We start from the raw sequence: 13448 nt of genomic DNA on the forward strand, positions 1-13448 counted from the left end.
AAACGTAAGGTTCTCAAAGGACTATAGTGAGTTACCATACAACTCGCCGATTTTTTCATGGGTTAAGTCAGTTAACGCGCTAGTTAAAAATACTTGGGGTTCGGAGAATGTAGAACTATTAGAAAACTCTAAAGTAGAAAAAGTATTCGAAAAAAACGCAATTAATCCATTTTCAAACGAAAAGTTGGTTAGATATATACATGATAATGACATTACACATCTGTATATAGCTGGCGTAAGTACAAGATGGGCTGTTGAATCTTGTGTTAGAAGTGCCCATGATTTGAATTTAAAGGTAACTTTACTGAGTGATTGTTGTGCTGATGCTAGTGAAATAGAGCATAAAAATGCTCTTAGTAATTGTGGCGTTTTGGGTAATGTAATTAATGTTAATGAGTATGTGGGAAAGTAATGTAGCAAGTTTAATATGAGGTTACTTTGGAAGTACTTCGATTGTTTTCTTATAAATTGTTACCATTTACCATGTTCCTAATAGTTCTGTTAGTGTAGATAATGCTCTCATGATAAAAATATAGCCGTGAACTTTCGTAATTGTCCTAGCGAAATTGATATGTTTCGCAAAAGAGCGTTTGCCGCCTTTGTTATTGTTTTATCTCTTACTCTAATTCTAGTTATAAACATTTACTGGCTTCAAGTGGTCAACTTTGATAACTATAAATTACAAGCAAATAACAATAGGTTAAAGATTTTACCAATAGCTCCAGTTCGAGGGTTGATATATGATCGTAATGGAATATTACTTGCCAAAAACAAACTAGTTTATAGTTTAGTTATGATTCCGGACAGAATTGTAGATATTGACTTAACAATTAAGAAGATTAATGGGATATTTCATTTAGATAAAGCACAAGTATCTCGTATCAAAAAACGTTATAAAAATACGCCTCACTTTAAATCAGTCAGTATATTAGAAGACTTAAAAGAAAAGGATGTTGCTAGGTTTTCTGTTCTGAAACATAGATTTCCAGGGTTATCTATTACTGCTAGCTTTAAGAGAGTTTACCCTTATGGCCAAGTGCTTACTCATGTTCTTGGATACGTGGCGCATATTAATGATGATGATAAACGAAAGTTAAAAAAACAAGGGAAAGAGAAAAACTATCGAGCAAGTAAGGTTATAGGAAAACTGGGTATCGAGCGATACTATGAAGATTTGCTCCACGGACAAGAAGGATATCAAGAAGTTGAAGTGGATAGTCAAGGGCACGTTGTCAGAATAGTTAAACATCAACTACCTTTACCAGGAAAAGATCTAGTTTTAAATATCGACATTAAGCTACAGAAATACGTTTTTGAACAGTTTGGAGATCAAACTGGTAGTGCGATAATTTTAAACCCAAAGGATAATAGCGTAGTAGCTATGGCATCGAGTCCTAGTTATGACCCTAACTTGTTCGTGGAGGGTATTTCTACGGTAAAATACAAAGACTTGTTGAACGACCCAGAGCGGCCTCTCGTGAATAGAGCAACATTGGGTGTGTATCCACCAGGGTCTACTGTAAAGCCGTTTATAGCAGTAGCTGGTTTACAGGAACATGTGATTTCGAAAAACACTATTCGCAACAACCATGGAGTATGGCGAATACCTGGAAGTAAAGCTAACTCGAAATCTTGGCGAGACTGGAAACGATGGGGACATGGGCCAGTAAATGTAACGTTGGCAATAGAAGAATCAGTTAACTCATTCTTTTACCAAACAGCGTTTGACCTTGGAATTGATAGAATATCTCAATGGATGAATCGATTTGGATTTGGAAAATCAACGGGCATCGATATCTATGAAGAAAGCAAAGCCAACATGCCAACTCGTAAGTGGAAGATGAATCGTTATCACATTCCTTGGTATCAGGGCGATACTGTACCAATCGGCATAGGGCAAGGTTACTGGACTTGCACGCCTTTGCAACTCGCCAAGGCGACATCTATACTAGTCAATCATGGGAAGACAGTAGTTCCTCATCTTCTCAAAGGAGTAGTGGAGCATGGGGAAAGCTTTCTTAAACAACAACGAACTACTCCAATGCTTGGTACTTCGATTGCCGAGGTACCCGACAAAATATGGGACATACCGATAAACGCTATGCGACTCGTAAATCATGGGCCTCGAGGAAGTGGTAGAAAAGCATTTAAGAATGCTAATTATATAAGTGGCGGTAAGTCGGGCACTTCACAAGTGTTCAACCTTGAAAAAGACCAAATCTACGATGCAAAAGTACTAAAAAAGAAGTTACTAGACCAAGCTTTATATACAGCGTTTGCACCTTACAATGATCCTGAATATGTGATCACAGTAGTAATTGAGCATGGCAATGGTGGCGCTAAAGTTGGGGCACCTTTTATCCGTAAAGTACTGGACTATGCTTTTAAACAAAACAGTAATAACTAGTATATGACGGCAGCTACACTTACCTTTCGAACCTTACTATGTAGCCCAAAAAGGGGCTTTCTAACGAAAGTGGGCAGTTGTCTTCCGCCTTTCGATACCACTAGGTGTGACAAATAGCAATTGTAGGTCTTGGTCGCTCAGTCGATGTCTTATATCGTTTGAACTAGCTGATAAATACAATTAACTACGCGTAATTTTTTGACTATGTTAAATTTACGATACTTGAGCTTAAGTAAACAAGAAGTCATATCATATGTTCGGGTAAGAGGCCCTTATGAAGAAGTACACTTTACATATTGCTTTTGCGTCTCTTTTGAGTAGCACACCAGTTTACGCTTTGACACCTGAAGAATTAGCCACTGTTTTTTTCAATAAGTTACCTACAGAACCAGAGAGTGCTCTAGATGGTTTACTGGCATCAAACCCATCAATTAAAACAGATGATAATCAAGTAATGTCATTAAAGGCGCTTTTAAAGAACTACCCTAACATTCATGGAAAATACCAATTTAGTGAACGTATATGTTCTTATTCGATAGGTGAGCACATCAAGCGATTAACTTACATTGCAGGATATGAGAAAAGTCCAATGATGTTTGATTTTATTTTCTACAATGACGGCGATGAATGGCAACTTAATAGTATTGATACCGATACAATGGACATAAGTACCATATTAAACAACAAAGAGCTATGTAACGTTAGTAAGTCATAAAGTGTCCACTGACAGATGCGTAGATGAAGTTATAACATCTACACGGACCAAAAGGTAGCACGGTTGTATTTCGTCGTAACTTTTTTATTTTTGCATTGTGCGACTACCGCCTTTGCTACATGTACAAGCAGAGTACGAATGTGTTTTTCGCCTCTTTTTGTTATATGGCCGAGGTTTGTCTGCCCCCGGTTGAGTACTGTTTGGCAACTAGGCCAACCCATGCAGCGAACTGACGGCTTGAGCCAATTTGCTTACCATCATTAACTGTTGCGATGATAGTTGTAGCAGTATGTTCTCCCTCACAGGGAACTGCCAGTAGCTTTGAAGCTTGCTTTACCTTTTTGCTTAGGATAGATCTTCCTGTTATAGCGAAGGATTTCTTCGTTTAGTTTCTTGATGTTAGCCATTAAATCATTGAGTAACTCCCTCGTTAGGAACGGGATGCCGTTGTTTGCGTCTTCTAGTATGTTTGGCACAGTTTTTTTGAAGTGAGTAACGGCTTTGAGGAACTATTACGCCAAACTCTGACAGTAACCCTCGGAGTTGGTTAATTGTGGCAGTACGATTTTTTATTAGGCTATGTCGAATTCGGTGTAGGCAAAGAACTGCTTGTTGCTCCTTGTTCTTGATAGAGACAAAGCGTGTTTTTGGTCTTGATACGGCTTCACAAATTACCTCGGCAGCATTACCAAGAAGCTGGGATTCATCTACTCCAGAGAATGACTATGGAATTGATTTGGTTGTGCATATCTTTCGAGATACAAGTGCGACTGGGCAAGAGCTGTTAGTGCAATTGAAAGCCTCGGGGAATTCAAATGCGACAACTACCGGTAACTCAGAACGAATTACCCTAAATGTATCTACTTACAATATGCTAATGAGTAAATTACAGGTGGTGATGTTAGTAAAATATTTGGCAGCTGAAAACCGAGCATACTGGCAGCTTCTCAGCCAAATAGATGAACCAAATCAAAGTCAGGAAACAATGACAGTACATATCCCTAGGGATAATGTGTTGTCCGAAATTAATTGGCAGCAGATTAGTAGTTATGTAGATCATATACACCACCAAAAGTTAGGTCGGAGAAAACGGGTCAACCTTGAAGATTTCGCCTAGCAAGCGACTATAGCACGATTCGCCTCACTCGGAGTAATCCGTACATATCTAAATTAGTAAATTCACTGACACGGAAATGTCCAGCTTCGTGCTGGCTATATGGCTAGCTAAGATTTCTTTTGCTCATTCACATCTTGTCAATGTCGATTTGCCATATTTTAGTTTATGTAAAAGAACTCCTCATTTCCCATAATGAGCATTAGCTGTGTCAATGAAACGAACGGGCGATTTACAACCTCGAAGCATAGTTGATTTGTAGGCCCAGCAACGCACCATAAATAGCACTTTACATATGTTAGGGTTATAATATATGTAAAGTGTAATGTGTAACCATTAAAAGCCCATCGTGAAAGAACATAAATTTCCACCATTACCCAACCTAGATAACGTAGACATTCGTTCACTAAGAGTCTTTATGGCTGTAGTACGTCACCGGGGATTTTCAGCCGCTAAAGATGAGTTAAACCTTAATCAGCCTGCAATTAGTTCTTACATGTCACAACTGGAATCAAGGCTAAAATTGACCTTGTGCCAACGAGGCCGAGGAGGTTTTCAGCTTACTGAACAGGGAGAACAGGTCTATGCCTCAGCTAGAAAGCTGTTCTCTGCAATAGATAGCTTCAGAGCCGATGTGGCGGGTTGCAGAGGACAGATGGTGGGAGAGTTACATATAGGGATGGTTGATGTGTTGGCGACATGCCAGAGTTTTAAATTGCCGGAAGTGCTCAGCGAACTTGGCCGGCAAGCACCAGAAGTCAATATACAGTTACATAAAAGCGACCCACGAAAGCTGCTTAAGATGTTGCAGGAAGAGCAAATTCATGCTGCCGTGACGCCTATCTATAAAGCGCCGGACTCCATTGAGCACTTTGACATTTTTGATGAATATCAAGTGATGTATTGTGGCAAAAATCATCCCTTCTTCGCTGTGCCTGACGATGAACTGACTCTGGAGTTGTTGCGGGAAACCAAGTATGCCGCAAGAGACTATACCCAAGACTGGACTCCTCCGCCGTCCCCTTATTTAAAAACAGCCTCCCTCACCGGTGATATCGAATGCATTGCTACCCTTATTTTATCGGGTAACTATGTCGGTTACTTGCCTCAGCACTATGCGGAATTCTGGGTAAGAACGGGCGTAATGAAGCCACTGTTGATTGAAGAAACGGCCTATCACTGCAACTTGCAATTGGCATACAGAAGGGCCAACAAGAACCTTGTGGTCGAACTGCTGGTTGAGTTAATGAAAAAGACTTATGAGCTTTAGCTAAAAGAATATCGAACTTATCTCTTAGCTATAGCTCAACGAAAGTCGGCCATAGGGCGATACCATTTATGGTCTATCATAGTGGAAAGGTAAGCAGCCTGTTTTTTCTTTTGTGTTATTTCGCCTAACAATCTTACTGTCCCGTTTCTCATTTCCTACTGGATAGTCTCTGCTGAAGCCAGAGTGTATTGATGAAAATATCATTGTATATGGATTACTCAATACTAACATTGTTACATTAGTATTTAACCCGGTGATGAGATGGATAAACTTGAGCTTAGTAAGAGTTATTTCGATTTTCTTCGTTAATCTCATAAGGCAAGAAATAGCATGAATATTGATAAATCAATCATTGCCAAAAAGACAGCGGCATTACAAAAAAAACAGTTTTACTCAGATAGCGGGGTTGTTAAGACACCGCTGGTGTACTCAAAAGCCCTCTCCGAATTGTGCAAATGTAATCTCTATTTAAAGTGTGAGAATTTACAAAACACTGGCAGTTTCAAAATTCGCGGCGCCACAAGTGCGATATTAAACCTGAGCGAAAGTGACAAAGCAAAAGGGGTGATTACCGCCAGTTCAGGGAATCATGGCGCAGCTACGGCAATGGCGGCTAAGGCTCTGGGTATTCCTGTGACTATTTATGTGCCAACCTCTATCAGCACCGCCAAGGAAGAAAAAATCCTTAGTTGTGGTGCCACTCTGATCAAGGTGCCCGGTGCATGTGAAAATACTGAGCGGCAAGCGGCCTCTGATGCCAGGGAAAATAGTCTTACTTATATCAGTCCTTATAATGATCTCGATATTATGGCTGGTCAGGGCACACTGGCAGACGAAATACTCGCCGAATTGCCCGAGGTTGACGCTATTTATATGAGTGTCGGAGGTGGTGGTTTGAGTAGCGGCATTGGTTCAAGGATAAAAAGTAGTTCGGATGATGTGGAAATTGTTGGCTGCTGGCCTGAAAACGCACCAGCTATGCTCGAATGTATGAAGGCAGGCAAAGTTGTAGAAGTTCAGGAAAAAGAGACTTTGTCTGATGGTACAGCCGGGGGGATAGATGATGATGCTATGACCCTTTCAATATGTCAGGATGTTATTTCTACCACTATAACAGTGACTGAAAACGAAATCGCCAATGCGATGAAATTGGTCTTTAAATATCATAACTATATTGTCGAAGGTGCTGCTGGTGTTGCCTTGGCTGGTTTATTGAAAAACGCATCGAAATATAAAAACAAAAATGTGGTGGTTATTCTTTGCGGAAGTAATATCTCGGAAGAAAAATTTAATTTTGCCTTGAACAGGATGGACATCTAGTTTTGAAAAATCTCATTTTTCTATGAATATAAAGGAGTTAAGTATTGAAAGTTTTCACTAAAACAGAAATTGAAAAAAATTTACCTTGCTTGGCTGTATTAATGACTGAGTTAGAGTGCGGATATATAGCTTATTCCCTAGGCAAATGTATTATTCCACCTGTTGGGTATTTGCCTTTGCCCCACGGCGAATTGCATATTAAATATGGCATGCTAAAAGCGTCAAATTATGCGACCATCAAAGTTGCTGCAGGTAGCTACAATAACGATAAGCTGGGATTACCTTCATCGTCGGGATGTGTGATGGTAGTCGACACTCAGACCGGATTTCCTGTTGCGCTGCTGCAAGACGAAGGTTTGCTGACCAATTACCGCACTTCAGCGGCAGGTGCTTTGATGGCAAAAAAATTCGCACCGGATGCCGAAATCTTGGGGATTGTGGGCTGTGGGACGCAAGGTTATTACCAAGCATTACATACCTGTCAGGCGACAGGGATAAATCGTGTTGTTGCCTACGACAAAACTATTGATGAGGTTGCAAACCTGACGGAAAAATTACGATCAGCGGATATCCAAGTCGAAAGGGCTGACAGCGTTGAGCAACTTTGCCGCCGGGCCGATATCATTACCACGGTGACACCCAGTAAAAAAGCCTATATAGACGCGAGTTGGTTAAAGCCAAATGCACATATTAACGCCTTCGGTTGTGACTCTATTGGTAAAAGGGAACTGTGCGCCAATATTTTTGAAAACGCAGAGTTAATTATGGTTGACAGTTACGAGCAATGTATTAACCATGGTGAATTACAGTATCTTAACGAAAACAATAAGGCTAATGTGACTGAGATTGGTACCGTACTGTTAAGTCAAATCTCACCCTCTGAAGGCTTAACTGTCGCAGATTTTACCGGTGTTGCCGTGCAGGATATTGTTATTTCTACAATGGTATATCAAAACTTAATGGCTTGAAGTGTTGTTTAATGTTAACCAAAAAGAAGTGTTTATTGTTAGATATCCAAGTAATTTTCAACAATATAATAACTTTAATCTTTTTGGGCTTGCCCCACTGCTACTAAGCATGATTAATATGTTATTTATTCTTGCACAACATATTGAAAATATGACATGTCGAGATTGTAATTCATCTAGTGGTAACCGCAAGGGATAAAGCCACTTGAATTAAGATGCTTTTTCTTATCCGAAATGCCAAAATAAGAGCTAAAATTCTAACACATTAATTAGATGGTACGCCCCATACTTAAACTAAACTCAGCTATGTCGCTGAACTTCAGGGGGTGCCATCATGTCAACTATTAAAACTATCGGTATTGATTTAGGTAAATCTACTTTCCATGTTGTTGGTCATGATTTCTCTGGTCAACAGCTTTATCGACACAAGTTTTCAAGAGCTAAGCTACTTCAATTTATCTCGGTTCATGAACCAGTGTTGATAGCAATGGAGGCTTGTTGTGGGGCGCATTGGCTTGCTAGAAAATGCCAAGAGTATGGACATCAAGTTAAACTGATCCCGCCACAATATGTTAAGCCTTATGTCAAGAGTCATAAAAATGACTTCATTGACGCTGATGCGATTGCTGAAGCTACAACTCGACCTAGGATGAGGTTTGTCTCACCTGAAACTGAGCAAGCGCAGTTAGGAGTAGTAATCCGAAGAATCAGAACAGCAACTTAGAGTGCTTTCTCATCTTTGAGGACAATCTGGCGCGGATCTCATCGTAGAGTTGGGGCTAAAGTAAATTGGTCTCAATTAGACTCTGAATACACTAGCGCAAACCAACTCCGTTATTTTGGAATTTTCACTTGTAAAACGGGGCGCACCATACATTGTCCAAAAAAACCATAAGTGAGTCTGACTACTGTAAGGGATGATACATTTAGTAGGTTTTTATTAGATCTGAATTGTTCGGTCACTCATTGCAATGGTTTCGTGTCTATGTGCGATAATTATCCTTGTCATTTTCAGCCGACAAATGTTGTGATTGATTCTATTTTCGTTGTCAGAATCTAAGTGGCTTGTTGCTTCATCTAAACAAAGAATTTGGGGCTGTTTGTACAAGGCTCTTGCAAGGAATATCCTTTGTAGTTGTCCGCCAGAAAAACAGTTACCCATATCGCCGACTAAGGAGTGAAAGCCCATTGGCAGGGCGTGAATTTCATCTAAAATACGGGCTTGTTGACAGCTTTTATGCAAACGCTCTTGGTCGTAATTGGATTCAAACATGGTGATATTTTCACGCAGTGTGCCTGACAGCAAAACATCATCTTGCATGACGGTTCCGAAGCGACGGCGATAATCAGTTAGCGACATCTCGTTAATATTAATGTCGTCAAGATAAATATTGCCTTCATTCGGTTCAAGTACCCTCAGTAGTAGTTTCATCAATGTCGTTTTACCTGTACCAGAGGTGCCAACTAATGCAATACATTCACCGGGCATCACTTCAAAAGAGATATCTTTTAATACCCAATTGAGATTTTCGGCGTAACGGAAGCTCACGCTCTCAAATCGTATATGTCCCAAGAGTGATTCAGGGATCATAGTTCGAGAGCTTACATTTTCTCTATCTGCTAGAACGATATCTGACAAACGCTCAAAGTGAAGATCAAGCAGTTTATATGAGAATATTTTATCTATGAAACTACTGATGCTTGACGTGAATTGCATTTTGTAAGCGATAAACGCTAAAAGCATCCCGACGGTTAACTGGTTGTTCATGACGGCCGTTGCTCCTAAATAAGTGACAAATATACTTTCTAAGCCAAATAAAAGCTTATTCAAGGTATTCTCGGCTATTTGAAGTCTTCCCTGTTTAATTTCGGCATTTATCACGTCAGCGAATCGGTTAAGCCACATGTTTTGACGTTCCGTTTCGTTACTGAACAGCTTAATAGTCTGTATGGCCCGAATAGTTTCAAGGAAAGTGGAGTTTTCTTGAGCGGATGTTCGTATCACTTCCCCTGTTAGGTTTCGATTAGGGAAGTAGAAGATTAATCGGACAAGATAGGAGGTAGAGACAAACGATAAAACCAATAGTGTGAGTTTGATGTTATACAAAAACATCATGATCAGAACAACGGTTGCCATGATGCCATCGATGAAGGATTCAACCACCCCCGTTGTGAGCATTTCTCTGATGGTGGTCATAGAGCCAAAGCGAGACACAATATCACCAATATGCCGATTTTCAAAAAAACGGATGGGAAGACGTAATAAATGATGAAAGAGGTTTGCTCCCATTTGAAGACTCACCGTGTTATTGAGTTTCAAAATCAACCAACTACGTAAGGCATTCACGGCTACTTGTATGAGTAGCAATAGCGAAAAGCCTATTGTCAATACTAAAAGCAAAGGTTTATCACCATTTAGTAACACAGAGTCTACAACCCATTGCATATAATAGGGCGATATCAATGCAGTAAACTGGATAATAATAGACAGTAATAAGAGTGAGGTTAACGACCGTTTTAACCCTTCGATCCTTTCCCATAACTGAGAAAGTTTCATCTTAACCTGTGAATTTTGTTTTTTAAATGCAGAGCTTGGAGTGAGTTCTAGAGCAACTCCTGTGAAACTCTGACTCGCTTCACTTAGCCTGATCTTCCGTTTTCCAATAGCAGGGTCATTAATGAAGACATAATGTTTGTTCACTTTTGTTAACACAACAAAGTGGTCCAAGTCCCAGTGAAGAATACAAGGTAGGGTCAGGTAGCCCAACTCACTCAATTCACATTTTACGGCTCTAGAAGCAAGGTCAAGATGATTACCTAATTCCATAATATCGTTTAGGCTCATCCCTTGCCCGCTAAGCGATATGCGTGTCCTTAAGGAGGCAATATCAATTTTGTAACCGTAGTAGGAGGAAATCATACTCAAACAAGCTAATCCGCATTCTGACATTTCTGATTGAGTGAGTAGCGGAACTGTTCGACCTATAGAGAATGACAGCAAGGATTGAGGGGGAGCACTCTCATTGATGAATTTCCTTAACATACTTATCCTAGTTTTCCTTTTATTGCGTAAATAGGGTCAAGTAGCCACTCTATTAGGCTACGTTTTTCTTGGATTATATCGGCTTCTGCAATCATCCCCGTTTTCAACGGAAAGGACTTCCCGTAGGCCATTATGGATTGTGTCGTTAAGGATGCTTTAACTCGATACATTGGTTCAGTGATCTTTATCGGGAAGATGGCATCACTTGGGAGCACTAACGCTTGATCAATATTAATAACGTTACCTTTCACGAGTCCGAACTTTTGGTATGGAAATGCGTCAAATCGGATCTTTACTTCATCTCCAACTTGGGTAAACCCGGCGGAGCGACTAGGCAACAATAATTCTATTTGTAATGGAGAGTCGTTAGGGATGATACTGAGAATGAGAGTTTCAGCATTCAGGTGTGCTCCTTCAAAAGGTTGGATTGCGGTAACGGTTCCGGACTCAGGCGCAGTTATGATGGATTCATACTCATTATCTCTTGCGATCAGTTGAGTTTGAATTTGTGAAATTTGTCTGTGGAGTGTGGTAACTTTCAGTGTTTGCTGATCAGGCAATGCATCTATTGTTGATTTTATGGCATTGATCTGAACTCTAACGGAAGTGAGTTCTTTATCTAATCTTTCAACGGACTCGAGTACTTCCAAATATTCACCTTCAACGACGGCAAGTTGAGTTGTCGATAGGTAGCCTTTTTGTTGTAGAGTCTGATTTTTGTCATATTGCTGCTTTTTTAATTGTAATCTCAAGAGACTCGTTGTTTTGACTTTTTGAATGGCTTTGTAACTCTCTTCCAATTGGCTAAGCTCGGCTGTCGTTCGTTTTTTTTCTTTTTTGAAAATGGAATTCTGAGTAATCAGCTCCTGATCTAGTGCTTTGAGCTGCTTTTTTAGCTCACGTTTGAATGCCAAAGAGACTTCAACGCCTTTCGTGATGCCTTGGCTATCTTGTATTTTGGCAATAGGTTGTCCTTTTTCTATATAAGAACCATCCTTAACAAGGAGTTTAATAAGGACTCCCTTTCTGCCTGATACCACTTTAACTACTCCCTTTGATGGAGAGAGATACCCTTTTACGGTCTCTTTTCTAGAGTAACCACATTGAGATAAGTAAATGACGACAATAAGAAAAATGACAAAGAGTATTGATGATAAAAAACAACGGGATATGTCTTGACTGATGATGATTTTTCCAGTTAACCGGTGTCTATGAGCGTCGATTACTTCTTTGCGAAAGATCATGAAAAACTCTTTTTAAGAAAGGGAAGCATCTTGGGTGAGATACTTTCCTTTATGTACTCAGTTTGTAGGTGGTATATCTCAATTATTTATTCCATAGTGCCTGCCAATCCTTTTGCTTGCAGATGCAGCCAATAAGGAAACAAGTTGGTTCAATGAACAAGCGCACCAATTTGCCACGTAGAGAACCTTTTTCAACGACGTTCATTTGATAAGCTAATTCGATAGCTCTGTATTTAGCGATTGGGTACATGATTTTTTCCGCCAATGGGCTTTTTCGCATTAATTCAACGTAAGGAATTGCCCAGTAATGGTATCCGCGAACCGTTGTTTCGGACAAATGATCTTGAGTATATTGAAGATCAGCGCGCCACACTGCGGAATCAATCATGCCTTTGCGATAGAAGTGAGTACATATTACTCGACTACTTCCCCCACTATGACCTCCACCGCTGTGACTCGCACCAGATGAACATCCTCCCGAATGGCTGACATGAGTGCTTTGAGAGTGATCTTTTGCAGACTGAGCTCCAGAAGCACATCCGGTTGAACCTGAGTCACCAGCAAGCCCGCCGCCTATACTGCTAGCAACAGTGTTAAGCGCATCGTGCCAGTTCATCTTTCCACCGACAACTTTATGAGTGTCATTATGGTCCAGTAGGGTAATTTTGTTACATTGAACTTTTTTCATGATTGTATTTCCTCTTTGGTATATGCTACGTTATGTAGGTGTAAATAACGTAATTAGTCACTCTTATTACATTGATATTTTTCTGTTAATCCTTGTGTCATGACCATTTTGGATTTATCGGATTCTAATACTCGAAATTCATTTTTCGTTTCCGGAGTACAGAGCGAGGTGATAGTGTCATATATACGACTGTTCTTGTTCTTGCTAATGTTACCCAATTTACAATTTTTAGACCTGATCGTAAGATTATTATCATTTAACGAGTAGATACCTTCTTCATTAAATGAATATAATTCATTGCTTGCATTTTTATGAAGAATATGCATTTTGAAATTTGCATTATATTTGCTATTTTCTTTAAAATTGAAATTTACATTGAGGTTGATATCACTAATTCCTCTGTAGTAGGTGCAGTTCCATTCACCAATAATGTTATTTTCAACATCATTGGAACTGTCAATGGAATAAAATCTTGTTCCATATAAAAATATTACATATGCACAGAGTAGAATTACTAATAAAACAGTTATTTTCTTTATAGCCATGATGACCTCAGCTGCTCTGGTGTGTAGTGAGTTTGGTTATTAAATCCCAAGAATGTACGATCTATTCTAAATATATATGACACTGAAGTGGGAGATATGTTTTTTGGTATTTTAAAAACTTCATAACATAGACC

General features: G+C 39.7%; 10 protein-coding genes and 2 pseudogenes. 8 read left to right on the plus strand and 4 right to left on the minus strand.

Annotated elements, in window-relative coordinates; translation table 11 throughout:
- From HW45_RS03235 to HW45_RS03245, 3 genes are all read left to right on the plus strand, one after another.
- On the plus strand, nt 1–412 hold a 412-nt coding region (locus HW45_RS03235), incomplete at its 5' end, for an isochorismatase family cysteine hydrolase (protein WP_051867706.1).
- Nucleotides 413–571: 159 nt separating this feature from the next.
- Entirely contained in the window at nt 572–2407 is a 1836-nt protein-coding gene (mrdA, locus tag HW45_RS03240; protein WP_051867708.1) for a penicillin-binding protein 2, read from the plus strand.
- 274 nt (nt 2408–2681) lie between these two features.
- Entirely contained in the window at nt 2682–3122 is a 441-nt protein-coding gene (locus HW45_RS03245) for a hypothetical protein (protein ID WP_038224723.1), read from the plus strand.
- 47 nt (nt 3123–3169) lie between these two features.
- On the opposite strand, the pseudogene HW45_RS29850 reads toward HW45_RS03245, so the two are convergent.
- Nucleotides 3170–3809 (minus strand): annotated as a pseudogene (locus HW45_RS29850) (IS110 family transposase); the annotation flags it as partial.
- Here HW45_RS29850 and HW45_RS03250 point away from each other — a divergent pair.
- The 5 genes and pseudogenes from HW45_RS03250 to HW45_RS03270 all read left to right on the plus strand — a co-directional run.
- Nucleotides 3748–4239, plus strand: a complete 492-nt coding sequence (locus HW45_RS03250) for a DUF4365 domain-containing protein (protein WP_160171189.1) — start codon at nt 3748–3750, stop codon at nt 4237–4239. The pseudogene HW45_RS29850 and the gene HW45_RS03250 overlap by 62 nt on opposite strands.
- Nucleotides 4240–4585: 346 nt before the next feature.
- On the plus strand, nt 4586–5506 hold the full coding sequence (locus tag HW45_RS03255) for a LysR family transcriptional regulator (protein ID WP_152559608.1): 921 nt from the start codon (nt 4586–4588) through the stop codon (nt 5504–5506).
- 330 nt (nt 5507–5836) lie between these two features.
- Nucleotides 5837–6826, plus strand: coding sequence for a threonine/serine dehydratase (locus HW45_RS03260; protein ID WP_038224727.1), 990 nt, complete (start codon nt 5837–5839; stop codon nt 6824–6826).
- Nucleotides 6827–6870: 44 nt separating this feature from the next.
- Nucleotides 6871–7794, plus strand: a complete 924-nt coding sequence (locus HW45_RS03265) for an ornithine cyclodeaminase family protein (RefSeq protein ID WP_038224729.1) — start codon at nt 6871–6873, stop codon at nt 7792–7794.
- 334 nt (nt 7795–8128) lie between these two features.
- Nucleotides 8129–8509, plus strand: a pseudogene (locus tag HW45_RS03270) (IS110 family transposase); the annotation flags it as partial.
- Nucleotides 8510–8734: 225 nt separating this feature from the next.
- On the opposite strand, the gene HW45_RS03275 reads toward HW45_RS03270, so the two are convergent.
- From HW45_RS03275 to HW45_RS03285, 3 genes are all read right to left on the minus strand, one after another.
- Complete coding sequence (locus HW45_RS03275) at nt 8735–10837, minus strand: peptidase domain-containing ABC transporter (protein WP_038224731.1); 2103 nt, start codon at nt 10835–10837, stop codon at nt 8735–8737.
- A gap of 2 nt (nt 10838–10839) precedes the next feature.
- Entirely contained in the window at nt 10840–12081 is a 1242-nt protein-coding gene (locus HW45_RS03280; protein ID WP_038224733.1) for an HlyD family secretion protein, read from the minus strand.
- A gap of 82 nt (nt 12082–12163) precedes the next feature.
- Nucleotides 12164–12769 carry a hypothetical protein gene (locus HW45_RS03285; protein ID WP_051867712.1) on the minus strand — a complete coding sequence of 202 codons (606 nt, stop codon included), beginning with the start codon at nt 12767–12769 and terminating at the stop codon, nt 12164–12166.
- Between the last annotated feature and the right edge of the window lie 679 nt (nt 12770–13448).

This window comes from Vibrio sp. ER1A (genome assembly GCF_000733315.1).
GTDB lineage: Bacteria > Pseudomonadota > Gammaproteobacteria > Enterobacterales > Vibrionaceae > Vibrio > Vibrio mediterranei.